Here is a 26,623-nt window from a genome sequence, read left to right as displayed (position 1 = left end):
TGTAGGAAAACACCCTGTAAATACGTAGAAGTTTGGAAAGCTGGTTAATGTGCTTGCAATAGTCTGCCCGGGTCAGGGCTCCCAATCCCCAGGATTCCTTTCGCCGTGGCTTGAACTGCCCGGCGTCCATGAGCAACTCGCCTCTTTAAGTGCGGCTGCCGGCATTGATTTGCTGGCTCATGGCACCACCTCAGATGCGGAAACCATCAAGGACACCGCCGTCGCGCAGCCCCTGATTGTGGCTGCTGGCCTCATCACCGCGCAGGCTCTTTTGGGCGATAACGCCACCGCGGCTTTGGTACCCGGAAAGATGCTGGTCGCTGGCCACTCCGTGGGCGAGATTACCGCGGCTGCGCTGACGGGGACATTGTCCAACGCGGATGCCATGGCCTTTGTGCGCGAACGTGCCAACCGCATGGCCGACGCCGCAGCTGCCACCCCCACCGGCATGGCAGCCGTTGTTGGCGGAGACGCTGATGAAGTTATTGCCGCGATCGAGGCCGCTGGGCTGACGCCGGCCAACATGAATTCCAAGGGCCAGACCGTAGCCGCAGGAACGCTGGAGCAGATCGCCGCCTTGGTGGCAGCCCCTCCCGCCAAGGCCCGGGTGATCCCCCTCCAGGTTGCCGGTGCGTTCCACACTCACCACATGGCCCCGGCGGTCTCCGCACTTGAAGCTCTTGCTCCATCGCTGGCTCCGCACACACCGCAGGTCACACTGCTCTCCAACTACGACGGCGCCGCGGTACCAACCGGTGAAGCTGCACTAGCCTCGTTGATCGCCCAAGTATCGCGCCCAGTTCGCTGGGACCTATGCATGGAAACCATGGCCGCCATGGGCGTGACCGGGCTGATCGAATTGGCCCCGGCCGGCACCCTGACCGGGCTGGCCAAGCGCGGCATCCCCGGCATCACCGCCGTGGCCGTCAAAACGCCAGATGATCTCCAAGCTGCCCGGGAACTGCTGGCAGCACACCTTTCACCGGAAGCAGGAACACTGTGAGTACCCCGACTCTGAAGCAGAACCCCACACATCCCGGAGCTCAGATTCTGGGCATTGGTGCGTACCGCCCTTCCGTGATCGTGACGAATGAGGACGTGTGCCAGTGGATCGATTCCTCGGATGAGTGGATCCAGCAGCGCACGGGCATCATCACCCGCCACCGCGCCCCCAAGGATGTCTCCGTGGTGGATATGGCTGTTTCTGCCGGAACCGAAGCCATCGAAAAGGCCGGGATTGAGCCGTCCCAGATTGGCGCCGTGCTGGTCTCGACGGTGACGCACCCGTACGCCACGCCGTCGGCCGCTGCGTTGATCGCAGACAAGCTCGGAGCATCCCCCGCGCCGGCCTATGACATCTCCGCCGCCTGCGCCGGCTACTGCTATGCCGTTGCGCAGGCAGATGCGTTGGTTCGCTCCGGTGCCGCTGACTATGTCTTGGTCATAGGTGTTGAAAAGCTCTCCGATGTGATCGACAACCACGAGCGCACCATCTCCTTCCTGCTCGGCGACGGCGCCGGCGCCGTCGTGATTGGCCCCTCGGATGAGCCCGGTATCAGCCCCTCAGTCTGGGGCTCGGACGGCAGCAAGTGGGACACCATCGGGATGACCCACTCGCAGCTGGGTATTCGTGACTTCAGCGAACAAGCCATGAAGGGCGACGGCGTTGCCCTCGCCGCTGCGGACGAGGCCCACTCCACGCTGTGGCCCACCCTGCGTCAAGACGGCCAGACAGTGTTCCGCTGGGCCGTCTGGGAAATGGCTAAGATGGCCAAGAAGGCCCTCGTTGAAGCCGGTATCACCGCCGATGATCTGGGTGCCTTTGTCCCCCACCAGGCGAATATGCGCATCATTGATGAACTGGCCAAGCAGCTGAAACTGCCCGAGCATGTCATCATTGGCCGCGACATTGCCGACGCCGGTAACACCTCCGCCGCGTCGATTCCTTTGGCAACACACCGTCTGCTGGCAGAGAACCCGGAGCTCTCCGGTAAACTTTCGCTGCAGATCGGTTTTGGTGCCGGACTGGTGTTTGGCGCCCAAGTGGTGCGCTTACCCTAAAACACGTCCCCCTCATTTGAGGGGTGATCAACATGCCTGAAGGTCAAGTCCTTGATCACAGCAAAACTAGAAAAGGAGCCATCAATGGCTAGCAACGAAGAAATCCTGGCCGGATTGGCCGAAATCGTCAACGAAGAGACTGGCCTGGCCCCCGAGGCTGTCGAGCTGGACAAGTCCTTCACGGATGACTTGGACATCGACTCCATCTCCATGATGACCATTGTTGTCAACGCTGAAGAGAAGTTCGATGTGAAGATCCCGGATGAGGAAGTCAAGAACCTCAAGACCGTTGGCGACGCTGTCAGCTTCATCGCAGGCGCACAGGCTTAATAGCGCCCCTGCAGACCAGTCCGCGCAAGCGGCCAGGTCCTTGTGGTTGGCCGGATCCTTTTAGACGGCCCGGCCAACCACACCACCCATCACCGCACTCCCCTGAATCTTTTGTAGAGAGTTGAACCATGGCCCGCAAAGTAGTCATCACCGGCTTGGGTGCCACCACACCCATTGGCGGCGACGTCCCGACCATGTGGAAGAACGCCCTTGCGGGTGTCTCCGGCGCCCACACCCTGACCGATGATTGGGTGGAGAAGTACGATCTCCCCGTCCACTTCGCCGCCAAGGCCTCAACTCCTGCCACCGAGGTACTCAGCCGCGTCGAGGCCAAGCGCATGGACCCCTCAACACAGTTCGCTGTTGTGGCTGCCCGTGAAGCCTGGAAGGACTCCGGCATTGAGGAAGTCGATCACGACCGTCTCGCCGTCGCCTTCGCCACCGGCATCGGCGGCGTATGGACCCTTCTGGACGCTTGGGACACCTTGCGTGAAAAGGGACCCCGCCGGGTTCTGCCCATGACCGTTCCCATGCTCATGCCCAACGGCCCCGCCGCCGCTGTCAGCTTGGACCTCGGCGCCCGCGCAGGCGCACACACTCCCGTCTCCGCCTGCGCATCAGGCACCGAGGCACTGCACATTGCCCTTGAGCTGATCCGCTCGGGCAAGGCAGACGTTGTTATGGCTGGTGGCGCCGAAGCCGCCATCCACCCCATGCCGTTGGCTTCCTTCGCGGCCATGCAGGCGCTCTCCAAGCGCAATGACTCCCCCGAGACGGCCTCACGACCCTACGACATCAGCCGGGACGGCTTTGTCATGGGTGAGGGCGCTGGCGCTTTGGTTCTAGAAGCTGAAGAGCACGCCATCGCCCGCGGTGCCCGCATCTACGGTGAGTTGGCTGGCACCGCGGTGACCGCCGACGCTTACCACATCACTGCTCCGGACCCTCAAGGTCTTGGTGCAACGCGTGCGTTGAAGGCCGCCTTGCATGACGCTCGGGCCCTGCCCGAGGACGTTGTGCACGTCAATGCCCACGCAACCTCCACCCCGGTGGGCGATAAGCCGGAGTACACCGCGCTGAAGGCCGCCCTGGGGGATCACGTGAACAACGTCTGCGTTTCTGCCACGAAGTCGCAGATGGGTCACCTTCTGGGCGCCTCCGGTGCTGTCGAATCGGTACTGACTGTATTGGCCGTCTACCACCGCGTTGCCCCGGTGACCATCAACCTGGAAAACCAGGATCCGGAAATTCCCTTGGACGTGGTCACTGGCACCCCACGCGCCTTGCCCGAGGGCGAGATCATGGCACTGAACAACTCCTTTGGCTTCGGTGGGCACAACGCCGTTGTGGCCATCCGCAGCACCGGCCCCAAGGTAGAGATGGCCTAAGCCGTTCTGTCCCAAACTACTCACGTACGACGCCGGGGCCCACCTTTCCAGGCGAACGCCGGCGTCGTTCTTGCAAGGGCCATGCGCTGGCAAGCGAAGCGAGCAGCCAATAAACGTTTATGCGCACAACCCGCCCCAAGTTCAGTGCATACTGAAAATCGCATTCCCTTCTGCGCCAAACTCGTTGACTATTGGGCGCATAGGATCCCCCACGCCAGACCGCGGTCCAGTTCAGCGCATAAAGAGCTAAGTACTGCGGCAAGGGAAGGGCCACAACGCTCGCTCAGCCCCTGCCTGTGTCTGTGTCAGTATCAGTGCCAGGTCGGCGCCGCTAATTGGACTGCCAAAAACGACGCCGGCGTCGTTCTTGCAAGGGCCATGCGCGGGCAAGCATGGGCAAGCGTGGGCAAGCGTGGCGCGCAGCCAACAAACGATTATGCGCACAACCCGCCCCAAGCTCAATGCATACTGAAACTCGCATTCCCTTCTGCGCCAAACTCGTTGACTATTGGGCGCATAGGATCCCCCACGCCAGACCGCGGTTCAGTTCAGCGCATAAAGAGCTAAGTACTGCGGCAAGGGAAGGGCCACAACGCTCGCTCATTCCCTGTCCGTGTCTGTGCCTGTGTCAGGTCGGCGCCGCTAATTGGACTGCCAAAAACGACGCCGGCGTCGTTCTTGCAAGGGCCATGCGCGGGCAAGCATGGGCAAGCGTGGGCAAGCGTGGCGCGCAGCCGACAAACGTTTGTGCGCACAACCCGCCCCAAGCTCAGTGCATACTGAAACTCTCATTCCCTTCTGCGCCAAACCCGTTGACTATTGGGCGCATAGTATCCCCCACGCCAGACCGCGGTCTAGTTCAGCGCATAAAGTGCTAAGTACTGCGGCAAGGGCAGGGCAACAACGCTCGCTCAGCCCCTGTCTGTGTCTGTGTCAGTACCAGGTCGGCGCCGCTAATTGGACTGCCAAAAACGACGCCGACGCTCACCTTTCCAGGTGAGCGACGGCGTCGTTATTAATGTGCTTTGAAGACGTTGCTACGGGCGGCGTAAATGAATGTTCTGCCATGGGGAGGATGTCCTGGCAAGCCTACTCAGCGGCGCAGTGGCGGTTTAGCCTACGTGGTGGAGCCAGCGGACAGGGGCTCCTGCGGCGGCGTGACGGAACGGTTCCAGTTCCTCGTCCCAAGCCTCACCAAGGGCCAATGAGAGCTCTTGGTAGACGATCGAGGGATCACCCTTGCCTGCCTCGTAGGCGTAGCGGATACGATCTTCGGAGACCATGATGTTGCCGTGGACGTCCGTGACGGCATGAAAGATGCCCAGTTCAGGGGTGTGGGACCAGCGTGATCCGTCAACACCGGGGCTGGGATCCTCGGTGACTTCGTAGCGAACGTTAGCCCATCCGCGCAAAGCTGAAGCCAGCCGTGCACCGGTACCGGCAGGGCCCTGCCAGCTAATTTCTGTGCGCAACACATTTGGCGCTGCGGGCTGTGCAGTCCACTGCAAGTCCGAGCGCTGTTCCATCACTGATGCGATGGATGATTCAATATGCGGGCACATGACAGCCGGGGCTGAGTGCACGAACAAAACACCGCGCGTAGATACGACCTTCATTCCATCCTCCATAGCAGTAGGTACGTCTTCCCCAACGACCTTCTTGCCTTATGAACGTGGAACTTATCGTGCGCGGAACCTGTTTGAGCTGGCCCATGGTGTCCGGATTTTTGATCCGGTTCATGCTTCTATGTCAATTGTATGGTTTTTGCTTCTTCTCATTGTGCCGTAGCGGGGCGGATTACGCCACCGTAATGAATTGGGCGTCTCGGCGCTTAGGCCCGTGGGTGTGCTGTGCGGTAGCTATCACGCAGCCGTTCTACCGAAACGTGGGTGTACAACTGCGTGGTGGCCAAGGAAGTGTGACCCAGAATTTCCTGCACCGCGCGCAAATCGGCACCGCCGTCGAGGAGATGAGTGGCCGCTGAATGGCGCAGCGTGTGGGGTCCTGTCGCGGAGGTGTCTCCCATAGCCTGCAGGAGTTTATCGATGACCGTTCGCACTGCACGTTGATCGATTCGGGCTCCTCGTTTGCCCAGGAAAAGTGCTGCTCCGGCCCCGGGCTTGAGCAGGGTTGCTCGCCCGAAGTCCAGCCAGTCGTCCAAGGCGCGATCAGCCGGAACCCCAAAGGGAACCATCCGCTCCTTATTGCCCTTGCCGAGTACTTTCAAGGTGCGGCGTTCACGGTTGATATCGTCCACATCCAGGCCGGCAAGCTCTCCGACACGAATACCTGTGGCGTAGAGCAGCTCAACCATGGCCAGATCCCTGATGGCTACGGGATCGCGGGATTGTGCCGCGGCTATGAGCTCATCGAGCAGCCTTTGGACTTGTTGTTGTTGCAGTACGGCGGGCAACTTCTTCTCACGTTGGGGAGCCTTCAGGCGCAGGGCCGGATCCACTGTGATGATTTCTTCGCGCAAGGCCCAGGCAGTGAAGCTGCGGGCTGTGGCCGCACGCCGTGCCAAGGTTGAGCGGGCCAACCCTGCGCTACTTTGGTCCCCGAGCCAACGCCGTAGCGATCCCAGCTCCAGGTCTGCCACCGAGGCACTGCCTTCGGCGACAGCATGTATCAACAAGGCGTCTAGATCGCCTAAGTACGCCCGGATGGTGTGTTCTGAACGCCCACGTTCCAGCCGTAAGTATCGTTCAAAGGCGGCAGCCGCGTCGGCAAGGCCTGACGGTAGCGCTGCGCGTTCTTCTGTATCCACATACTCACTGTGAGCCAGCTGCGCGCCCGTGGCAAGTTGCCCCGCCGCAGCTCAGCTAGGTCCGGTATATTATCAGCCTAGTCCCGCAGATTTGAGGTAGGCGCCGAGCGTGTCGTTTCCCAAGGCTTGGCCAATGGCGGCTATCGCGGAGTCATCCCTGTTGACGATGGATTGGCCGTCCGCACTGGTCCCTGTGCCCAAGGTAGGCAAGGTGAAGTTGTAAACGTCAGAGCCGAGAATACCATTCAAACTTAGCACCAAGGCCCCTATCGTGGCAGAATCCAGACCGGCATCCACGCTGACGTGGGGTGTAATTTCGCTCACCAGATTCGTCACCTTCAGTGGATTTGTCAACGTTGAAGCCGATAGGACACTGTCCAACATGGCGCTGAGGAATATCTGCTGATTCTTGACCCGTTGGTAGTCTCCATCACTGAAGGCATAGCGTTCGCGGATAAACGCCAAGGCCTGGTCGCCGTTGAGTTTTTGGTGGCCAGCTATGAAGGTGTAATTTTCATGCAGCGTGGTGAAGTCCAGCGGTACGTTGATTTGCACGCCACCGAGTGAATCAGTGATTGCTTTAAGGCCCTCGAAATCAACAATCACAACGTGGTCAATTCTATTGTTGAAGAGGCCCTCAACTGTTTGCACCACTAGCGGGACACCGCCGTAAGCCATGGCGGCATTGATTTTTGCCTGCCCCACACCCGGGATATCCACCCAGGTGTCCCGCATGATCGACATTAAGTAAAGATGCTTGCGATCAGCCGGGACGTGCAACCACATCATGGTGTCCGAGCGCTGATTGGAAGGATCGCCGCCTTCTGCCACATCCACGGAATCGCCACGGCTGTCACTGCCCAACAGCAAGATATTCATGGTCTGAGCTGCCGGCCCTTGAGTGGCTTTGACCGGGCGCACCGACTCGTCTGGAAAAGCGTCGGGGATCGTTCGAGTTTGCTGATCGTAGGTGCGAGCGAGGTTGGCCACGAACGCCGCACCGCCCAAAGCTGCAACTAGAAAGAGCGCCACAATAGCAAGCAGAATGGTCCTCCGAGTACGACGCCGGCGGTGGGAGGGGACAGGTTGCGCCGCTGTGATCCTCATAGGCTCATAATGCCACCGCGAGGGTGGTTTTGTCTGTGCCATGTTGGCATGGCTACTTCGGCTGTGCGGAGTGCAACCACCCTACAGTGAGCCCCAAACGGCGCTTGAGGGTCTTCATCGGCGAGCAGTTCCCGTGGCGTTTCTTCCGGTTCTGTAGCTTGTGGCCCTGTATCTTATGGTTCTGCTATTTCCGGCTGCTGCGCTTCCAGCCGCTAGCAAGCCGCTCTGCCACACCGAGGGCTTCCAACCGTCCCAAACCCGCCAGAACCGTTGCTGCGCTTAGCCCAGCTACCACGCATAATTTTTCAACAGTGGTGGTTGTCCGCAGCGGCAAGGCATCCATGAGCAGCAGATCTGAGGTTCCCAGCCCGTCGTGTAGTGCAGGTTCAACGTGAGGTTCAGTTTTGAGGTGCTCCCCCATGCCACCGGCCAATTCTGCGATATCCCCAGCATCAGTGACACACACGGCGGAGCCTTCCTTGAGTAACCGGTGGCAACCTGCAGAGTTGGCCGAGTAGACCGATCCAGGCACTGCCCCCACCAGCCGGCTCAGAGACTCTGCATGATGTGCGGTATTCAAAGCACCGGATCTCCAACGGGCCTCCACCACTACCGTTACCGAACAGAGGGCCGCAATGAGGCGGTTCCGTTGCAAAAATCTATACCGCGTGGGGTTAGTTCCTGGCGGGACTTCAGCGATAACCAGCCCCTGATCGGCAATGGTCCTTAGTAGATCCTCATTCCCCGAGGGATAGAACCTATCCAGTCCCCCTGCCATGACCGCAATAGTTGGAGGTATTCGATCGACGACGTCGGGGCCGCCTCCCACACCGTCGCTCAAACGGTGCCGTGGTGGGTTCAGCTGTCCTGTGATTCCTAGCGATGAACTCAGCGCACCCCGGTGGGCATGGGCGTCAATGCCGTAGGCTCCGCCGCTGATCACGGTGAACTCTCGCTGTACTAAGGAACTGGCAATTTCTACACTGATATTTGCGCCGTAGCTGGTGTTGTCTCGTGAACCAACCACGGCGATACATTTCTCCTGAGGAGGTATCACCGAAAAATTTCCCCTGCACCACAGAGCGAGGGGCGCGGACAATTCCAGGTCTTGAAGGGCGACCGGCCAGGACGGGTCTTCTGGGATGAGTAGCCGGCCGTTCATTCTGGCCAGACTGGCCAGATCGCGTTCGGGCGCCACGTCCTTTATCCGTGGACGCCACCGTGCCAGCACGTCGGCCAGACCGGACCAGCGTTCGGTCCCCGCCGCGCTGAGAACCTCTGTGACGAGTTGTTCAACCCGGGCATGTGAGGAGTCATGACTGCGAATCAAGGACACCGCCTCTTCGGGGCCGAGCACCTGAACCAGTGCCAGGCCCGGCAAATCCGATGGCTCCATCAGCCGGGTCAATGCCGCCCGGGCAATCCGCAGTGCCCGAGATGAACTGTCCTGTCCAGCTGGCTCGTCCATTGCCTCGATGTCAGTCATGGTATTTCTCCTCGTTGCCGCAATGTCAGCGCCAAGCCAACGTCATCGCTGCCTGGCCGTTCTCGTCCTTGAAGATCTGCTACCGTCCACGCAAGGCGCAGCACACGGTCGTACCCGCGCGCACTCAGGACCCCGGTTCCCATGGCTTTGTCCAAGAGCGCGGTATCGTGGCCACCCAACCGCAATGGCCCACGCAGCACTCGCCCGGTAACGTCAGCGTTGTGCACCAAGCCCCATGGTTTCAATCGCTCCCCGGCAATGTCACGGGCCAACCGCACACGATGAGCAACCTGCTGGCTGGACTCACGCGGCTCGATATCAGCTAGTTGCGACAACTGCACTTTGGTGACTTGGAGTTGGATGTCCACCCGGTCCAGCAACGGTCCTGAGAGTCGGCCAAAATAGCGGCGCCGGGCCATAGGCGTGCATTGGCAATTGATGCCCTTCCCTGTCGCCTTACCGCACGGACAGGGGTTGGCCGCCATGACAAGTTGGAACCGGGCAGGATAAGATGCTGTTCCAGCTGAGCGATGCAGGACCAGCTCCCCGCTCTCCAACGGTTGGCGCAGGGCGTCCAGCACCCTCTTATCAAATTCGGGAGCCTCATCCAAAAAGAGCACACCACGATGCGCTCGTGTGGCCGCACCCGGACGTGGAATCCCGCTACCGCCGCCAATGATGGCCGCAATGCTAGCAGAATGGTGTGGTCGTTCATAGGGCGGACGCCGCACCAATTCCCTGAGCGTTTCCCCGCGATAGTCCAGCGAATGAATGGCAGTGACTTCCATAGCCTCGGCATCACTGAGATCAGGAAGGAGCCCGGGCAGGCGTTCGGCGAGCATCGTCTTGCCGGAACCTGGCGGTCCTACCATCATGAGGTGATGACCACCAGCTGCAGCGATCTCTAGTGCGAGACGGGCCACGGGCTGGCCCGCAACCTCGGACATGTCAACCGGCTGTTGCGGCGTAACAGCCGTACCTCTAGCCTGATCCTTAATACTGCTGCCGGAGCGGCCACCTCCAACACCGAGGAGATCTTTGGGATCGGCGCCGAAGGCAAAGGCAACCTGAGCCAGATGGTCATAACCGCGAACCTTGGCCCCCTTGACCAGTTGCGCCTCAGCAAGGTTTGCCGAAGCAACAACGAACTCTTTACAGCCTGCCGACAGCGCCGCTAGGACAGCCGGCAGAACTCCGCGCACGGGGCGAAGCCGGCCATCCAAGCCAAGTTCGGCAATGAACACCGTGCCCCCGGTAGCGCGCACGTCCCCGGCCGCATCCAGGGCGGCCATCACGATGGCCAAGTCAAAAGCCGAGCCCTTTTTTGGCAGGGACGCCGGAACCAGATTGACGGTGATCTTGCGTCTACTCAAGGGGATTCCGGAGTTTTGTGCAGCCGATCGGATTCGTTCGCGGGCTTCGTTGAGCGATGCGTCGGGAAGCCCCAAAAGTATGAAATTCGGCAGCGTCTGCCCAATGTCCGCCTCGACCTCAATAACGTGTCCGTTGAGCCCCACCAGAGCCACGGCTAGGGTTCTCCCCATACCCATCAGGCCACCCCCTTGAGGTGATCTATGGAGGGTGGGCCAGAGGGATCCATCACGATCCCTACAGCGTCGATCCGCAGAGATCCAACGACGTAGTGATGATCCCTCGCCCACAACACCGCAAGGGTCCGCAGTCGCAATAGTTTGGCCCGAGTCAGCGCTTCCAAAGGGTCGCCGTAGCGGCGAGTGCGGCGCGTCTTGACCTCGACGATCACGAGCTCGGCACCATCTAACGCCACCAGATCTATCTCACCGCTGGCACACCGCCAGTTGCTGTCGATAACCCGGATTCCGTGTTCTTCCAAATAATCTGCAGCCATCCGTTCACCGGTCTGGCCGAGTATGTCCTTTGTTCTCATGACCGCCTCCACTGCCAGCTTGGCGGGCTGGGCAGCGCGGGGAAAGACCGGAGGCTGCAATTGTGGATAGGTACCTTGCGGCACTGCCTGTGAGGGACTTAACGTCTGAATCGAGGCTTAGTTTTCAGTCTAAGCTCCACCGTGAAATGAGCGCGGAATTGGTATCCGAAGGAGCCTTTTGACGCGACTTCTTCATCGGCTAGCGAACTGCCCCCAGCTCTGGCGTGATTTGCAGGGAGTGGATGACGCAATTGGCGAGCTCCCATTGCGCGTAGTCAGTGTTCGGTGTGGCGGGCTGGCAGAACCGGTCAAAACCCGTGTAAACCCCTGTGAACCTTGGAAGCGCGGTCGAGGAAAACAGGCTGTCCATCATCGGGGCCCTGGGCGCTACGAGACCGAACAGGACCCACAAATAATTGCCCAAGCCAGCCCACAACAAAAGACAACGACGACGGAAGCTAAGTTCCGGCGTCGTCCTTGTCTTTTAGGTGGGGCTGGGCCTTGTTCGTGTGGCCGGCGGAACCCTATCCAAAGGAGCCGAGCTGGCCATCCTTGGGGATCTGCAGGTCATCGGACTTCATCAGTTCTTCAACGTTGACATCTTTGAAGGTGATGACTCGGACGTTCTTCACGAAGCGGGCCGTGCGGTAGACGTCCCACACCCAGGCGTCCTGCAGGGTCAGATCAAAATACACTTCGCCGTCGGCCGAGCGGGCTTGCAGGTCCACATGATTGGCCAGGTAGAAGCGGCGTTCAGTCTCCACCACATAGCTAAAAAGATTCACCACGTCGCGGTATTCGCGGTAAAGCTGCAGTTCCATCTCGGTTTCGTAGTTTTCCAGATCCTCAGCACTCATGCTTCCATCATCCATCACCCGGGCCCCACTTTCCCAACGGGGTAGAGTCGGGGGCGCAAACTAGACGAGTCGCCAGGTCTTGCGGTGGTGGTCGGTGGGGCCAAATTTTGCAATAGCGGCCTTGTGTACCGGTGTCCCGTAACCCATGTTGGAGTCCCAGGCGAACACCGGAAACTCCTTCGCGAGCCCAGCCATGATGGCGTCACGCTCCACCTTCGCCAGGACACTGGCAGCGGCAACGGACATGCACGTCATATCCGCCTTTATGCGCGTTTGAATCCGCCACGGAGCTGCGATGGGCTCGGGGGCGAGGGCGGGCTCCGGCGCGGGAGGTGAAAACAAGTCCAGATCGCCCTGCTGCGGGACAGAGAGCCAATCCTGATTGCCATCCAGAATGACAAAGTCAGGGATCACCGACGCCGCCGCCTGAGCCATGGCACGTGTGCCCGCGAGGCGCAGGGCAGCAACCAGACCCAAGGCATCTATTTCCAGTGCCGATGCATGGCCAACGGCACTGGCTGCGGCCCAGTCAATGATTGAGGGCACCAGGGCTTCACGGACGGGAATCCGCAGTAGCTTGCTGTCTTTGACACCGGGCAGCTCAACCGCAGTTTCTGGACGGATGATGACCACACCAACGCTGACGGGCCCGGCGAGGGAGCCTCGGCCTACTTCATCGCAGCCAGCCACGGTTTGAAACCCTTGGGCTGCAAGCTCTTTTTCCCACTCAAGGGTGGGAGCTGCGGCCGCCATTATGGACCTTCCGAGACGGTTGGCTGAGGCTGTGGAATTTCAGTCTTGGGATCCGGAACGTCGGCATAAACGTCCGGTTGATTGCCCAAGATTCCCACCCTGTTCAGAGGCCAGGCAATCACAATTGCCCTGCCCTCAACATCGGCGATGGGTACGAAACCAGTGCTGTTGTAGCTCTGGTGATAGCGCGAATCCTGCGAATTATTGCGATGGTCACCCAGAACCCACAAATGTCCTTCAGGAACGGTGACGTCAAAGGTGAAATCCGACGGCGCAGCGCCCGGGAAGAGGTACGGCTCAGTGATGGCTTCACCATTGATGGTCAACTTGCCGTCACTGTTGCAGCAGCTCACCTTATCCCCCGGCATACCGATGACCCGCTTGACCAGATGCTGTTCTGAGCTGTCGGGCGCCAGCCCGATGAAGGTAGCCACATCATTGAGCCAACCCGAAGGTTTGTTAGCAGCAGGTTCTTCTTTCAGCCAGCCCTGGGTGTCTTTGAAGACCACAATGTCGCCGCGTTTGAGGCCCATGGGCTCGGGCACCAGTAGATTGACAAAAATTCTGTCGTTGATTTGCAGGGTGTTTTCCATTGATCCTGACGGAATGAAAAATGCCCTAAACAAGAAGGTCTTGATCAGAAAAGACAGGACCAAGGCAATGACAACGATGGTGAGAATCTCTTTGCCCCACGCCAACGCCTGACGCACTACACGCTGACCGGAAGTCGCTGGCTCTGCGCCTAGGTGATCCTCGTCCATGGCCGGCTGGCCCGTGTTCACATGACGTGCCCGTAGATTCTGCCGCACTCGCGCATCGGCAGAGTCCGGCTCGGTTCCCACGCTGGGATCCGGCTCACCGGTTTCTTCCGGCACACTGTGTTGCGTCAACGTTTATTTCCTTAACAAAGTCAGGTCAAAAATGTGCAGAGACACCCTGGGGAGGTATTGAAAATTCAAAGTGGCCAGAAACGAACTACGGCAAGTTGCCACTGATATATCCACCACTGGAATCGTTGTCAATCATGTGCAATCTACCCAGCGGCCATACAGTGGCGATGGGCGTGCCAATCACCCGATCACTAGAAATTAGTCCACCACCAGGAGCACCCAAAAGTGATCGCGAATCCAGCGACACATTGCGGTGATCACCCATAAGCCACAACTTACCCTGCGGAACGCTCACCTCGAACCGCAACGCGCTAGGCTCATCGCCGGGATACAGGTAATTCTCAGTGACGGGGACTCCATTGATTTCCAAGGATCCGTCCGCTGAGCAACACTTCACGGTGTCACCAGCCACGCCGAGCACCCGCTTAACATACATGTTGTCGTTGGGAACCATCCCCAGCCATTGGCCAGTTGCCACGATGCCGTCCGCCACATCGCCTGCACCAGATTTCAACGGCAGGAAAGATCCTCTGCCGTCAATAACCACCACGTCGCCGCGTTCAATGGGCTTGTTGGTGAAAGCCAGGCGGGAGACCAGCACGCGGTCGCCGGTGAGTAGTAGCGGTTCCATTGATTCCGACGGGATGTAATAGACATCCATCCAGACATTGCGCAGCAAAGCCAGGAAGAAGAAAATTACCACTACCGCCAGAACAACAAAACGCCAGCCCAGTTTCCTGGACTGGCGTTTCGCTTGAGTCAAAGTGCGATTCCCTTTTTTTACTTGGCGGGAATGTTGTCGCGCTTTTCCTTGATCTTGGCAGCCTTGCCGCGCAGGTTGCGCATGTAGTACAGCTTGGCGCGGCGAACGTCACCCTTGGTGACAACTTCGATCTTATCCAGGACCGGGGAGTGTACCGGGAAGGTACGCTCTACACCGACACCGAAGGAGACCTTGCGGACCGTGAAGGTCTCGCGGACGCCGTCGCCCTGGCGGCCAAGGACGAAGCCCTTGAATACCTGAACACGTGCGCGGGAACCTTCAATAATGTTCACATGAACATTGACGGTGTCGCCGGCACGGAAGGCGGGGATGTCGCTACGCAGGCTAGCTGCGTCAACAGAATCGAGAATCTGCATTTTTTCACTCCAGGCAAACGCCACAGGTCATTTACTTTGCGTCACGCTTGTCATGGACGGCACTAAGCCAGTCATGAGAAACGAAAGAATTGGACCGGATTCCATGGATGGAATACCAGCGTGCCGTCCTGTTGACGAACGCTCCCCCTGTGGCAGGAGCGCGCCCAGTAGGCACATGTAGTCATTTTGCCACACCCGTGGCCATCACGCTAATCCAGAGCGCTTCTCCGGGTGCTTAATATGTCACAAATTATGCGTCCTCGCGCCGCACTGCTTTACCATCGACGACGGCGTACCCCAGTTCCCAGAGCACGTTCCGGTCCGCTTTGCTGAACTTCGAGACGTCGAGGACGTCGATCAGGTCAGGGCGGCGTTCGGCGGTCCGGCGTAGCTGGAGTTCCTTGCGGAACTTGGCGATCTTGCCGTGGTTACCGCTAAGCAATTCTTCGGGAACGTCGCGCTCACGCCATGATGACGGCTTGGTGTAGACAGGGTATTCCAGCAGCCCGTCGGAGTGGGATTCTTCAATGAGGGATTCGGGATTTCCCACCACTCCGGGGATCAGCCGGCCAATGGCCTCAACCATTGCCAAGACGGCAACTTCGCCACCGTTGAGCACGTAGTCACCCAAGCTGACAGGACGGACAATGTAATCATCGGCCGCCCATTCCAGAACTCGTTCGTCGATTCCCTCATAGCGGCCGCAGGCAAAGACGAGGTGTTCGGTCTCGGCCAGCTCATAAGCCAGCGCTTGAGTGAAAACTTCACCAGCCGGTGAGGGCACGATCAAGGTTGGCCGTGCGCCGTCGGACGTGGGAGACGCAGCAGCAATGTCAGTAAGCGCCTGCGCCCACGGCTCCGGCTTCATGACCATGCCAGCGCCGCCACCGTAAGGGGTGTCATCGACGGTGCGGTGACGATCTGCGGTGTAGCTGCGCAGGTCATGGACCACCAGCTCCAAAAGTCCCTCGGTGCGAGCTTTGCCAATGAGGCTCAGGTCAAGAGGGGCCAGGTATTCAGGGAAGATGCTGACAACGTCAAACCGCATTATTCGGGCGTTCCTTCCGAACCATCAGCACCGTGCGTGTCACTGAGATCGGCAGCTTCGCCGCTCTCATCATTCTCCGACACATCCTTGTTGACGGTGAACAGGCCGGCGGGCGGTGTAAGCAGCACGTAACCCTCCTCGATGTTGACTTCGGGGACGATCTCATCAACGAAGGGCACCAGAACTTCATCGCCATCGTTATCTTCAACAAGGAGCAGATCCTGCACGGCCTGGGTCCGCAACCCGGTCACCTTGCCCACCTTGTTGGCGCCAACCCGTACTTCAAGACCGAGCAGCTCGTGCTCGTACCACGCGTCATCATCCTCGTCATCGTCGGACTCGAAGAACATGCTGGCCCCGCGGAGCAATTCGGCGTCATTGCGGGTGTTAGTACCTTCAAAGCCCAGCAGAAGAATGTCCTTATTCCACCGTGAGCTCTTAACGGTCAGGCTGCCGATCTTGGCAGGTTCAACCACGAACTCGGCGCCGACGGCAAAGCGGGAATCGGGGGCGTCGGTGAGGACCAATACGGTGACCTCACCCTTGATGCCGTGGGGCTTGCCAATCCGGGCGACCTGGACCTGCATGGGAACTCCTAAGAAAGTTACTGAAATTTGGGGAAAAATTTGGCCCCGTCACCATTATGGTGCCGGGGCCAAACGTTTGGCTTTACTGCTGAAAACTTGTTGCAGCCTTAGGCTGCGCAAGCTCTGGGCTGGTTAGTGGCGGCGATCCGTGTCAACAACGTCAACACGTACCGGCTCGCCGTGGGCCAGAGCGGAAACCACTGTGCGCAATGCGCGAGCGGTGCGTCCTTGGCGGCCAATAACCCGACCTAGATCGTCTTGATGAACTCGCACCTCGAGGGATTCCCCGCGACGGTTGTTCTTGACGCTCACCTTAACATCCTCGGGAGAATCAACGATCCCGCGAACAAGGTGCTCCAGCGCTTCAGCCAACAAGCTACTCAGCCTCGGTGCTCTCAGCAGCCTCTGCCTCGTCAGCCTTCTTGGCCTTCTTGGTGATGGCTTCCTTGACAACAACGTTCTTAGCTTCCGGAGCAACGAATGCTGCCTTGGGAGCCTTGGTCTTCAAGGTGCCTTCGGCGCCCTTGAGTCCCTTGAACTTCTGCCAGTCACCGGTGATCTTCAGGATCTTGGCAACAGGCTCAGACGGCTGAGCACCGACGGAAAGCCAGTACTGAGCGCGGTCGCTGGTGACCTCGATGAAGGACGGGTTTTCGGTCGGGTGGTACTTACCGATTTCCTCGATGGCACGGCCGTCACGCTTTGAGTGTGAGTCCATGACGACGATGCGGTAGTACGGGGCGCGCATTTTACCAAAGCGCTTAAGGCGAATCTTTACAGCCACTTTTGTGGTTACTCCTGTTTCGAAAAAGGGGCGAAATCCGTTTTACGCTCCCGTGGGGCGGGCCGTGCTGCGGACTTCTAAGGACAGGATCAGCACGCGGAGAGAGGGGCCACGTGGATCGAGTACCTGTTCATTATGCCAGATTAAAGGTGGGGCGCGCGACGCCTGACGCAATCTCCGCCGCGTGTTGTCCAACACGCCCACTGCGGCGTGCAATATGAGCTGGACTGCGGCGTGTAGCGCGACGTTCAGTGCGACGGCGGATGGCTGGCTGATCTACTCGTTGACGTGCGCGGCTCGGAACCCTGCACGCATACGCACCACTCGTTGTGAGTGGTGCGTATGAACACCTAGACGCGCCAGTAACATTGGGCCACGCGTCTAAGTTCACAGCTCCGGCAGCTATACGCACCAGTAACACTCAGTTGTGCGCATGCGCGCAGGCTCGGCCGGTGATTACTCCGCGGAGTAGAAGAACAGGCTCATTTTGGCGTTGTCTTCAGAGGCTGCCAGCGCAGCTGCGGCCATAGCAGTCAGCGCACGCAGTAGCGGCTCGGTAACCTCGGGAGTGGATTCCATCTCTTCGGCGGCAGCCCACTGGGCAGCCAGTTCCGTCACATCCTCGGGATCTTCGGGCGCATTGAGCTCCGCGAAGACCTCCAACAGTGCATCGGGAATCGCGAAAAGGGTGTCCAGCTCGATGTCGACCAGACTCAGTTCGGCGGCAACACCGGTGGCGTGGACCTTCTTGACAGCTAATTCACCAAGTACTTCAATCTCAAAGTCACTCAGACCGGGGGTCGGCAGAACCGGGACATCGATCTTGGGCGATTTTCCGGACTGCCGCGCCTTGGCCCGGGCGACTGCCTGGTGGTGGTCGGCGATGAAGAACTCAGAGTAATTGGCCACGCAGAAGCCTTTCAGGTAGTTGGCCCGGCACCCATAAGGATGTGAGCGCCGGGGCGTCCGCCAATTATCTAAGCGGACTGTGCTGAATCAACACTAACGCGGATTTGGTTCTTCCACGGATCCTCGAAGCGGAGCTCGGCGCCGGTATTGGCGACGGCGATGCCATGGTGAGTCAAACGCTCACCTAGGGCGCCGACGTCGTCCGTGCCGGGGAGCTGAATCAGCACCTCACCGAGACCCAAGGTGTCCTTGCGGGGGCCGGCGCCGCGGCTATTCCAGACGTTCATAGCCATGTGGTGGTGGTAGCCGCCTGCCGAGACAAACAGTGCCTGACCGTGAAAGCCCGTGGTCTTTTCGAAACCGAGGGTGTCAACGTAGAACTGCTCTGCCGTCGTGATGTCGCCTACTTGAAGGTGGACGTGGCCGACGTCGGCGGCGGCGTTACGCTGTCCAACAACAGCTTCCTCGCTCAGGTGCTGCTGCAGGTAGTGCTGGGGAGAAAGAGCCAAGGAGGCCATTTCAAGCTCACCATTGACCCAGTTCCAGGTATCGCGGGGACGGTCCCAGTAAAGCTCGATGCCGTTACCTTCAGGATCAGTGAAGTAGAAGGCTTCGGACACCAGGTGATCGGCACTACCAGCAAAGGCCTGCGGGCTGTACTGGGCCGCACTTGCCACCGTGGCAGCGAGGGACGCCTGGGTATCGAACAGCAAGGCAGTGTGGAACAGCCCAGCTTCGCCGCGGCCAGGAATTTGCAGGCCACCAGCGGGCTGCAAATGCACCAGCGGGTTAGCGCCGCGGCCCAAATACTGACCACCGTCAGCCTCAGCAACCACGTCAAGACCAAGGGCCTTCTGGTAGTAGTTGCTCATCTTTGTCATGTCCCCAACCTTGAGCATCACGGTGCCCAAAGTGAGGTCGGCGGAAAGCAGATCGTTTTGTACGGTCATGATGGCTCCAAGGCTTGTTGGTTTGTTGGCTTACTCGGTTGCTATTACTTATATAGTAGCAAACTACTTGAAGCTTCAACCTATTCCCGAGGGGTCAATTTTATTTTCATGACGATGCGCTCTCCCTTGGCATCCAAAAACGCCTCGTGGCTACGCAGTTGTGCCAACGCTGGCGTCCACTCTCCGTGGGGAAGTTCACTAAAACCACAGCTTGCATAGAAGGGACCATTGAACGGAATAGAGGCAAAGGTAGTCAAGGTCATGGAATGAAAACCGGCTTCGCTGGCCCATGCAAGGGCCGCGTTGACCAGCTGGCGCCCTATTCCCTGCCGCGCATACTGCGGACTCACCGATAATTGCGCCATATGTGCTTGGCCGTCGACGATCTCCAGCCTGATAAAACCTGCTGGCGGACGCCCGGCAACCATGATGTGAAAGGCGTCGGCATAATCCTCTGCAGTGTCCGGCGCGGGAAAGTCCGCGATAGACATGGGCGGCTCCAGCATCTCAAAGGCCGCATCGGCATCGGCCTCAATGGCAGGCAGCAGGGCAAATTCACTCAGGGCGGCCGGGCGGATTTCCAACATCTCAAAAGACTATCCGCTGGCTGTGACAATCAGAATGGCTCGCTCCAAGTTAACGAGAGCCGGGCAGGCGGGCTGGCGAGAGCCGGGCAGGCGGGCTGGCGAGAGCCGGGCAGGCGGGCTGGCGAGAGCCGGGCAGGCGGGCTGGCGAGAGCCGGGCAGGCGGGCTGGCGGGAGCCGGGCTGGCGGCACCTGGGCAGGCGGGAGTCGACAAACGTGCTGTGATTCGCTGCACTCCTTGAGCGGCGCCGCTAGGCGCCGCTCTGTGTTGCCTCGATGAACTCTTCGATCCGCGCCGCGCCCTTGGCTGTATCGTGCGGCCGGTGACCACTGCGCAAAACAACGTGTGTGGCACCGGTACTTTCAAGGTAGTTTGCTACCTCTTCATACAACGGTTCCCAACCTCCGGTGAGGACCAAGGTGGGCACCCCCGGGATGATGTGCAGCGGAGCCTGCGCAGAAGGCAGTTGCAACCGGGCACGGGCAGCTCGTCGCGCCACAGGCTCTGCAGCCCCCGCCGCGGTGATTGCCAGCAAGGTATTGAACTCCATGAGGAATTCCGCATCGCCCAGTTCTACAGAACGGGCAAACAATTCCGCCACACGCCGTGAATAGGCAGCGGTTGCGGGTAGCTCGGCAGTCAACGATGGCAACAAAGGCTCAATCAGGATGAGCGATCGCACTAAATCGGGTCGTTGCACAGCCGCCATCACTGCGGCCACCGCTCCTTGAGCGTGAGCCACTACGTGCCCACCCTGGCCCAGAGCATCGATGACGATGTTGGCGTCGGCAGCAAAGTCACTCGCGACAGGAACGGCGAGAGCGTCGAATCCCGTCCGTTTAAGGAAGAGACAATCGTAGTTCCCGGCCAGGAGGTGTTGGGCTGGCCACGCGGCGGCTCCGTAGCTATCCATGCCGTGGACAAACACAATCCGGGTTTTACTCATTGATGCAGGTTACCGGATGGCTCTGACAAAGCGCGCCCGCCCCGCAGACACGGGCCGCGCCAGCCCCGCTGACACACCCGGTCGGAACTCTCTACCCGTGCTGATCCCCATCGAGGGAACCCGGGGGAAGTGGGAGCGTACACGAAAATGTCCCAGTTGCTAGGGCGCCTCGTTCTAGAAGCCAAGGAGATGGAAACGTGCCGAGACAAGCAAAAGGCCCCGTCCGGCGTCGAAAGTTAAAAAGTTAAGAACTAACAACGCGAACGGGGCCTCAAGAAAAAACTACTTGCCCAGGAACTTCTCAAATCCCTTGGGCAGATTCAGAGTGCTCGGATCGAAGTCTTCGGCACCGGCGCCAAAGGCGGCACCCGTGGGCAAAGCCTTGGGCGCGTTCGCCTTCTCCTGTGCGGCCTTCAATTCGGCAGCAGCCTTGGCCGGGTTACCGGAGCGGGCCTTCTTCTTGGCGCCCTGCTTACCCTTGCGGGCGCTATTGAAACCGCCCGGGCCAGCAACGCCGGGCATACCCGGAATGCCACCGCCCTGAGCCATCTTCTTCATCATCTTCTGCGCCTGGCCGAAGCGCTCCAGCAGGCCGTTGACTTCGGAGACGTGAACGCCGGAACCCTTGGCGATACGTGCACGGCGTGACCCGTTGATGATCTTGGGCGCAACACGTTCGTGCTGGGTCATCGAGCGGACAATGGCTTCGACGCGGTCGATCTCGCGCTCGTCGAAGTTCTCCAGCTGCTGACGCATGCCGGCGGCACCGGGCATCATCATGAGCATCTTCTTCATGGAGCCCATTTTGCGGATCTGCTGCATCTGGGACAGGAAGTCATCCAGGGTGAAGTCTTCCTGGTCGGCGAACTTACGCGCCATCCGCTCGGCTTCGCCCTTGTCCCAATTCTTTTCAGCCTGCTCGATGAGCGTAAGAACGTCGCCCATGTCCAGGATGCGGCTGGCCATACGGTCCGGGTGGAACAGCTCGAAATCGTCCAAGCCCTCACCCGTGGAGGCGAACATGACGGGCTTGCCGGTCACCGAGGCAACCGAGAGTGCAGCACCACCTCGGGCGTCGCCGTCGAGCTTGGTCAGCACAACGCCAGTAAAATTAACACCCTCGTTGAACGCCTGGGCCGTGTTGACGGCGTCCTGGCCGATCATGGCGTCAATGACGAATAGGACCTCGTCGGGGTTGATGGCGGCGCGGATGTCCGCAGCCTGCTTCATCAGCTCGGCGTCGATACCCAGACGGCCGGCGGTGTCAACAATGACCACGTCATACAGCTTGGACTTGGCCTCGGCAATACCGGCTTGGGCGACGGCGACGGGATCGCCGGTTGCTGATTCGAATTCGCTAGACACCCCTGGGTGCGGTGCGAACACGGGAACGCCTGCGCGCTCACCGTTGACCTGGAGCTGCTTGACGGCGTTGGGGCGCTGCAAATCCGCGGCGACCAAGAGCGGGCTGTGGCCTTGGCCCTTGAGCCACTTGGACAGCTTTCCGGCGAGGGTGGTTTTACCCGCACCCTGCAGACCGGCCAGCATGATCACGGTGGGAGGGTTCTTGGCCAGGTTGATGCGGCGGGTTTCCCCGCCGAGAATGGCAACGAGCTCCTCGTTGACGATCTTGACGATCTGCTGCGCCGGGTTCAGTGCCTCGTTGACCTCCGAGCCCAGGGCACGTTCGCGGACCTTGGCTGTGAAGGCCCGGACCACGGGTACGGCGACATCGGCGTCAAGGAGGGCGCGGCGGATCTCGCGCACGGTGGCGTCGACGTCGGCCTCGGTCAGCCGTCCCTTGCCACGCAAGTTCTTAAAAGTTGCTGTCAGCCGGTCAGATAGGGAGTTGAACACGCGCCGGGTACTTCTTTCGTCAGGGATTAACCAACGCCCGCGCGGGACAGCCCTGCGGCCAGCCCGCGCATGAACGCGGCAATTTACGTTAGTCAGGATGAGAACGGCGGGACGGCGCTAACACCGCCCCACTCCCTTTCCTGAGGGACTCAACTATCAAGGGTACCAACTTGCGGGGTTCTTCGCTGCACATTCGTTTTCAACTTTGGCAATTGCGCCAAGGGGAAAATTTCCACCCCGCACCTGCGCCACACCATGAAAATCCATCACGTTTGGTGGCATGCTGATGGGGTGATGAAAAACGCTGAAGCCTCTGCCCATCCCAATTCCACGCACGACGCCGGGTCCCCGGCCAGCCCGGGTGAGCGGATCAAGACGTTAGTGATTTTGGGGGCCTCGGGTGATCTCACCGGCCGGCTGTTGTTGCCTGGCGTGGCCCGGCTGATTGCCTCGGGCCGCGCCCCGGGGCTGGCCTTGGTGGGCGCCGGAAATGACGCTTGGGCGCCGCAACAATGGCAAGAGCGGCTCAGCAGTAGTTTCGCTGATGCCTTCTCCTCCGAGTCTGATTCCAGCTCCGAAGGCCGGATGGAACTGCATCAGGTCCAAGAGGGCAGTACCTATCACCAGCTCGATGTCACAGCGAAGGGTGCCTTGGGCGAATTCCTAAAAACTGTTGAGGGCCCTGTTGCGTTGTACTTTGCCTTGCCCCCGGCAGTAAGCCAGAAGGCTTGTGAAACGTTGTCAGCCCAGGAGCTACCGGCCGGCACCCGGCTGGTTATGGAAAAGCCGTTCGGTTCAAGTGCCGAATCTGCCCGCGCACTGAATGCCACCTTGGCCAAACTGGTTCCCGAGGACCACATCCACCGGGTTGATCATTTCTTGGGTAAGTCCACGGTTCTGAACATACTGGGGTTGCGCTTTGCCAACCGTCTCTTGGAGCACTCCTGGAATAGTGAGCACATTGAAAAGGTGGAGATCATTTTCGATGAGTCACTCACCTTGGAGAACCGTGCCCGCTACTACGATCACGCAGGCGCCGGCCGTGACATGATCCAGAGCCATCTGCTGCAAATTATGGCGCTCATGGCCATGGAACCGCCCGCCACCCTGGAAGAAAACGATGTCCGCTCCAACATTGCCGCGGTGATGCGTGCCAGCACCATCGGCCCGCAGGGCAGCACCGACTTCGCCACCCACACCCGCCGGGCCCGCTACACGGCCGGCAGCATTGGTGAGCGGCAGGTCCCCGATTATCTATCCGAGGACGGCGTTGACCCGGTCAACGGTACCGAGACCCTGGCCGAAGTTGAGGTGTATGTAAACAACTGGCGCTGGGCCGGAGTGCCGTTCATCTTGCGTTCCGGAAAGGCATTGGGCCGCACCCGCAAGGAAGCTGTGGTCACCTTCAAGCCGGTCCCCCATTTGCCCCTCGGCTTCAAGGGCACCGACTCGCCCACGCGTTTGCACATTGGTTTCGGCCCAGAAACTCTCACCTTGGATCTGGATATCATTGGCCCCGGCGATCTCTTCACGCTCGATAGGGTGCACCTGGAATCTGCGCTGGGTAGCGATCCTCTGCTGCCTTATGGTGAAGTGCTCGACGGCGTACTCAGCGCGGACCCGCTGTTGTCCGTTCGCGGAGACACAGCCGAAGAATGCTGGCGGATTGTGGAACCGGCTTTCACCGCTTGGAAGTCGGCGACCGTTCCGATGGCGGAATACGCGGCCGGTTCCACGGGACCAGAGTCCTGGACTACCAGCAGAGACTGACCCACTTCTGGAAATATCGGGCGAAAAGAACGCAGCAGCTGTACCCGTTGGTTGGGTGCAGCTGCTGCGTTCTTTCTTTGAGTTTTTTTGAGAAACTGGAGGGCGGGATCAGATCGCGGCTACGCCCCGTTCCCCGGTGCGCACGCGCATAACTTCTTGCACGGCTACCATCCAAACTTTTCCATCACCGGGGTTTCCGGTGTTGGAGCTGCCGACGATGATGTCCATCAGATCCCAAGCAACCTCGTCAGATGCTAAGACTTCAATCCGGATTTTCGCATGGAGGTCCACTGCGTATTCGGCTCCCCGATACACTTCCGTGTGCCCGCGCTGTCGCCCGTAGCCGTGTGCGCTACTGATGGTCAGCCCTTGAACTCCGTAGCTTTCCAGTGCGCTGCGGACGTCTTCGAGTTGTTCGGGCCGAATGATGGCGGTGATGAGTTTCATGCGTCTACCTTTGCTTCTGTGGAGGCGGGCGTTGCCGGCTCAGCTACTGCTGTGCGCTTCTCGGCCATGGGAACGAAGCTACCTGTAGTGCGTCCGCCAAAGTCGTAGGCTGATTCAGCGTGGACAGCAACGTCGACTCCCGCGGCTTCTGCGGCGCTTGAAATCCGGAAGCCCATGGTCTTGTTGATGACCCAGCCGATGGCGTAGGCAATGACGAACGAGTAGATCATGACGGCCACGGCGGCGATTGCCTGCTTGCCGAGGAGCTCTATGCCGCCTCCGTAGAACAGGCCCTGTCCGCCGGCAGGTGAGTTGGGATCGGCGGCGAAGCCAATGAACAAGGTACCTACAAGGCCACCCACCAAGTGCACGCCAACCACGTCGAGTGAGTCATCGATGCCGAGACGGTACTTCAGGCCGACAGCCAAGGCGCACACGGCGCCGGCCAGCAGACCTAGAACGATAGACCACATGGGAGTCAGCGCCGAGCAGGCCGGGGTAATGGCCACCAGGCCGGCAACGGCACCTGAGGCGGCACCGAGTGAGGTTGCGTGTCCGTCACGGAGCTTTTCAACAACGAGCCAGCCAAGGATCGCTGCAGCAGGTGCTGCGAGGGTGTTGATCCAGGCGTAACCGGCTACAGCGTTGGCACCGAGAGCAGAGCCTGCATTGAAACCAAACCACCCGAACCAGAGCAGACCGGCACCAAGCATGACGAAGGGAAGGTTGTGCGGTCGGTGGCTGGGATCTTTACCAAAGCCCTTGCGGCGGCCCAGAATCAGCGCGAGTGCAAGCGCCGCGGCACCTGCATTGATATGCACGGCCGTTCCACCAGCAAAGTCAATGGCGCCCATGCCCTGGCCAATCCAGCCTCCGGTGGGGTTGCCATTGGCATCTTCGGTAAAGGAGAACACCCAGTGCGCCACGGGGAAGTACACCACTGTGACCCAGATGGCCGCGAAGGTCATCCATGCACCGAACTTGGCGCGATCAGCGATGGCGCCGGTGATCAGTGCCACGGTAATGATGGCAAAGACTGCTTGGAAACCTACGAAGACAATTTCAGGAATGGTGCCCACCATAGGCGCCCCTTCGCCTGTGTCAAGGACGCCCTGCAGCCCTAGCTTCTGCAATGGGTTTCCGAGCAGTCCGCCGCCAAGGTCGGTGCCAAAGGCGGCAGAGTAGCCGAACATCACCCAAAGAACCGCAACGATGCCAATGGCACCGAAGCTCATCATCATCATGTTCAGGACGGCCTTGGCGCGGGTCATGCCGCCGTAGAAGAATGCCAGGCCCGGTGTCATCAGCAGAACTAGTGCTGCTGAGATGAGGACCCATGCTGTATCGCCAGTGTTCATTGGGCTGGCCTTTCATTGCAAGAGTTGTTGCCGGCCGCTTCTTCGAGGCTGTGCAGGGTGGACTCTTACAATGAAAGTACTTGCGTGTTTCGTGCTGGCGCGGGCTAAGTTTCCACTGCATTACATTTGAGACTGGTGGGTTAACTTGTTGCGTCGGATAGGTTTCGGGCATGTTTCCGGCAGCCGTCATACCGTGAACTTAAGTGCAGGAATCGTCAGCGCCCACTACAACGGGGAACTCTGTGTTTCGCAGCAGCTGGCGCAGCCCTCAGCAGGTGATGTAGTCACAACCCACCAAGATGATCCTGCCCGTGACCCCGCCACAGCTTGCTCAAAAGCTCGGACCTGAGACCTATGAATGCACTAGAACCCTTTGAGAAGGGACCTTTTACGGGATCCGATTTGGCTTGAATGACTGGCTTGAATGGCTGGACAAATTGACGATCTGGAGAGCTAGTCTTTCGTGACCAGACAGCTACTGGCTCATGGAATTTGCCTGGCGATCCAAGGAAAGTTGCAAGCTAGCCATGCGGACCATCTACTTCGGTTGTTTTGTGTCCATGGACTGACTTCCAGCCTGCGCTAAGGGCAATCGAGTAGGAGGGGCGGGTTTCCCGCCCCTCCTCTCACACCACCGTACGTGCGGGCCTCGCATACGGCGGTTCGCTAGGTCGTTGAAAGCGATCCCATGCATCGC

At 59.6% G+C, this 26,623-nt stretch carries 27 protein-coding genes; 5 read left to right on the top strand and 22 right to left on the bottom strand.

The genetic code is table 11. From position 1 onward, the window contains the following. Window positions 1–49: 49 nt before the first annotated feature. The 4 genes from ACX80D_RS15600 to fabF all read left to right on the top strand — a co-directional run bounded on the left by ACX80D_RS15600 (window position 50) and on the right by fabF (window position 3,779). Complete coding sequence (locus tag ACX80D_RS15600; protein WP_459323790.1) at window positions 50–1,003, top strand: ACP S-malonyltransferase; 954 nt, start codon at window positions 50–52, stop codon at window positions 1,001–1,003. Then, window positions 1,000–2,061, top strand: coding sequence for a beta-ketoacyl-ACP synthase III (locus ACX80D_RS15595; protein WP_459323789.1), 1,062 nt, complete (start codon window positions 1,000–1,002; stop codon window positions 2,059–2,061). The genes ACX80D_RS15600 and ACX80D_RS15595 overlap by 4 nt, the downstream gene beginning before the upstream one ends. Window positions 2,062–2,145: 84 nt before the next feature. Beyond that, on the top strand, window positions 2,146–2,391 hold the full coding sequence (locus ACX80D_RS15590) for an acyl carrier protein (RefSeq protein ID WP_038462997.1): 246 nt from the start codon (window positions 2,146–2,148) through the stop codon (window positions 2,389–2,391). Window positions 2,392–2,519: 128 nt separating this feature from the next. After that, complete coding sequence (gene fabF, locus ACX80D_RS15585; protein ID WP_459323788.1) at window positions 2,520–3,779, top strand: beta-ketoacyl-ACP synthase II; 1,260 nt, start codon at window positions 2,520–2,522, stop codon at window positions 3,777–3,779. 1,112 nt (window positions 3,780–4,891) lie between these two features. Here the strand turns inward: fabF and ACX80D_RS15580 are convergent. The 20 genes from ACX80D_RS15580 to ffh all read right to left on the bottom strand — a co-directional run bounded on the left by ACX80D_RS15580 (window position 4,892) and on the right by ffh (window position 22,351). Further along, complete coding sequence (locus ACX80D_RS15580; protein ID WP_459323787.1) at window positions 4,892–5,395, bottom strand: DUF3145 domain-containing protein; 504 nt, start codon at window positions 5,393–5,395, stop codon at window positions 4,892–4,894. Window positions 5,396–5,610: 215 nt separating this feature from the next. Next, window positions 5,611–6,546, bottom strand: a complete 936-nt coding sequence (locus ACX80D_RS15575) for a tyrosine recombinase XerC (RefSeq protein WP_459323786.1) — start codon at window positions 6,544–6,546, stop codon at window positions 5,611–5,613. A gap of 72 nt (window positions 6,547–6,618) precedes the next feature. After that, on the bottom strand, window positions 6,619–7,653 hold the full coding sequence (locus ACX80D_RS15570; protein ID WP_459323785.1) for an LCP family protein: 1,035 nt from the start codon (window positions 7,651–7,653) through the stop codon (window positions 6,619–6,621). Between the two features lie 184 nt (window positions 7,654–7,837). Beyond that, on the bottom strand, window positions 7,838–9,139 hold the full coding sequence (locus tag ACX80D_RS15565) for a DNA-processing protein DprA (protein ID WP_459323784.1): 1,302 nt from the start codon (window positions 9,137–9,139) through the stop codon (window positions 7,838–7,840). Beyond that, window positions 9,136–10,689 carry a YifB family Mg chelatase-like AAA ATPase gene (locus ACX80D_RS15560; RefSeq protein WP_459323783.1) on the bottom strand — a complete coding sequence of 518 codons (1,554 nt, stop codon included), beginning with the start codon at window positions 10,687–10,689 and terminating at the stop codon, window positions 9,136–9,138. The genes ACX80D_RS15565 and ACX80D_RS15560 overlap by 4 nt, the downstream gene beginning before the upstream one ends. Then, entirely contained in the window at window positions 10,689–11,045 is a 357-nt protein-coding gene (locus tag ACX80D_RS15555) for a YraN family protein (RefSeq protein ID WP_459323782.1), read from the bottom strand. Before ACX80D_RS15555 ends, ACX80D_RS15560 begins: the two co-directional genes overlap by 1 nt. Window positions 11,046–11,569: 524 nt before the next feature. Then, window positions 11,570–11,902, bottom strand: a complete 333-nt coding sequence (locus ACX80D_RS15550) for a DUF2469 domain-containing protein (protein WP_363839276.1) — start codon at window positions 11,900–11,902, stop codon at window positions 11,570–11,572. A 60-nt stretch (window positions 11,903–11,962) separates the two neighbouring features. After that, entirely contained in the window at window positions 11,963–12,655 is a 693-nt protein-coding gene (locus tag ACX80D_RS15545; protein WP_459323781.1) for a ribonuclease HII, read from the bottom strand. Beyond that, complete coding sequence (gene lepB / locus ACX80D_RS15540; protein ID WP_459323780.1) at window positions 12,655–13,545, bottom strand: signal peptidase I; 891 nt, start codon at window positions 13,543–13,545, stop codon at window positions 12,655–12,657. Before lepB (ACX80D_RS15540) ends, ACX80D_RS15545 begins: the two co-directional genes overlap by 1 nt. 85 nt (window positions 13,546–13,630) lie before the next feature. Next, window positions 13,631–14,308, bottom strand: a complete 678-nt coding sequence (lepB, locus tag ACX80D_RS15535; RefSeq protein ID WP_459323779.1) for a signal peptidase I — start codon at window positions 14,306–14,308, stop codon at window positions 13,631–13,633. Between the two features lie 17 nt (window positions 14,309–14,325). Then, window positions 14,326–14,685: a 50S ribosomal protein L19 gene (rplS, locus tag ACX80D_RS15530; protein WP_459323778.1), complete on the bottom strand. Its 360-nt coding sequence runs from the start codon at window positions 14,683–14,685 to the stop codon at window positions 14,326–14,328. Between the two features lie 250 nt (window positions 14,686–14,935). Then, on the bottom strand, window positions 14,936–15,733 hold the full coding sequence (gene trmD, locus ACX80D_RS15525; protein ID WP_459323777.1) for a tRNA (guanosine(37)-N1)-methyltransferase TrmD: 798 nt from the start codon (window positions 15,731–15,733) through the stop codon (window positions 14,936–14,938). Next, window positions 15,733–16,320 (bottom strand): ribosome maturation factor RimM, encoded by a 588-nt coding sequence (rimM, locus tag ACX80D_RS15520; protein ID WP_459323776.1) that lies wholly within the window; start codon window positions 16,318–16,320, stop codon window positions 15,733–15,735. Before rimM ends, trmD begins: the two co-directional genes overlap by 1 nt. Window positions 16,321–16,452: 132 nt before the next feature. After that, window positions 16,453–16,695: an RNA-binding protein gene (locus tag ACX80D_RS15515; protein ID WP_363883396.1), complete on the bottom strand. Its 243-nt coding sequence runs from the start codon at window positions 16,693–16,695 to the stop codon at window positions 16,453–16,455. 1 nt (window position 16,696) lies between these two features. Then, window positions 16,697–17,104 carry a 30S ribosomal protein S16 gene (rpsP, locus tag ACX80D_RS15510; protein ID WP_459323775.1) on the bottom strand — a complete coding sequence of 136 codons (408 nt, stop codon included), beginning with the start codon at window positions 17,102–17,104 and terminating at the stop codon, window positions 16,697–16,699. Between the two features lie 456 nt (window positions 17,105–17,560). Further along, complete coding sequence (locus ACX80D_RS15505) at window positions 17,561–18,013, bottom strand: hypothetical protein (protein WP_459323774.1); 453 nt, start codon at window positions 18,011–18,013, stop codon at window positions 17,561–17,563. Window positions 18,014–18,081: 68 nt separating this feature from the next. Next, window positions 18,082–18,963, bottom strand: coding sequence for a VOC family protein (locus ACX80D_RS15500; protein WP_459323773.1), 882 nt, complete (start codon window positions 18,961–18,963; stop codon window positions 18,082–18,084). Window positions 18,964–19,043: 80 nt separating this feature from the next. Next, window positions 19,044–19,550: a GNAT family N-acetyltransferase gene (locus ACX80D_RS15495; protein WP_459323772.1), complete on the bottom strand. Its 507-nt coding sequence runs from the start codon at window positions 19,548–19,550 to the stop codon at window positions 19,044–19,046. 248 nt (window positions 19,551–19,798) lie between these two features. After that, on the bottom strand, window positions 19,799–20,494 hold the full coding sequence (locus ACX80D_RS15490) for an alpha/beta fold hydrolase (RefSeq protein WP_459323771.1): 696 nt from the start codon (window positions 20,492–20,494) through the stop codon (window positions 19,799–19,801). A 282-nt stretch (window positions 20,495–20,776) separates the two neighbouring features. Further along, window positions 20,777–22,351, bottom strand: coding sequence for a signal recognition particle protein (ffh, locus tag ACX80D_RS15485; RefSeq protein ID WP_459323770.1), 1,575 nt, complete (start codon window positions 22,349–22,351; stop codon window positions 20,777–20,779). 294 nt (window positions 22,352–22,645) lie between these two features. Between ffh and ACX80D_RS15480 the strand changes: the two genes are divergently transcribed. Continuing rightward, a complete protein-coding gene (locus ACX80D_RS15480) occupies window positions 22,646–24,121 on the top strand; it encodes a glucose-6-phosphate dehydrogenase (protein WP_459323769.1) in 1,476 nt (491 codons plus the stop codon). 108 nt (window positions 24,122–24,229) lie between these two features. On the opposite strand, the gene ACX80D_RS15475 is transcribed toward ACX80D_RS15480, so the two are convergent. Continuing rightward, the gene (locus ACX80D_RS15475) at window positions 24,230–24,568 is read right to left on the bottom strand and encodes a P-II family nitrogen regulator (RefSeq protein ID WP_459323768.1); all 339 of its coding nucleotides are present in this window, start codon (window positions 24,566–24,568) and stop codon (window positions 24,230–24,232) included. After that, window positions 24,565–25,926, bottom strand: coding sequence for an ammonium transporter (locus tag ACX80D_RS15470; RefSeq protein ID WP_459323767.1), 1,362 nt, complete (start codon window positions 25,924–25,926; stop codon window positions 24,565–24,567). The genes ACX80D_RS15475 and ACX80D_RS15470 overlap by 4 nt, the downstream gene beginning before the upstream one ends. Window positions 25,927–26,623 lie beyond the last annotated feature (697 nt).

The organism is Arthrobacter sp. Sr24 (assembly GCF_054511175.1).
The sequence above is the reverse complement of the archived record's forward strand: the minus strand, read 5'-3'. Positions and strand labels throughout refer to the sequence as shown.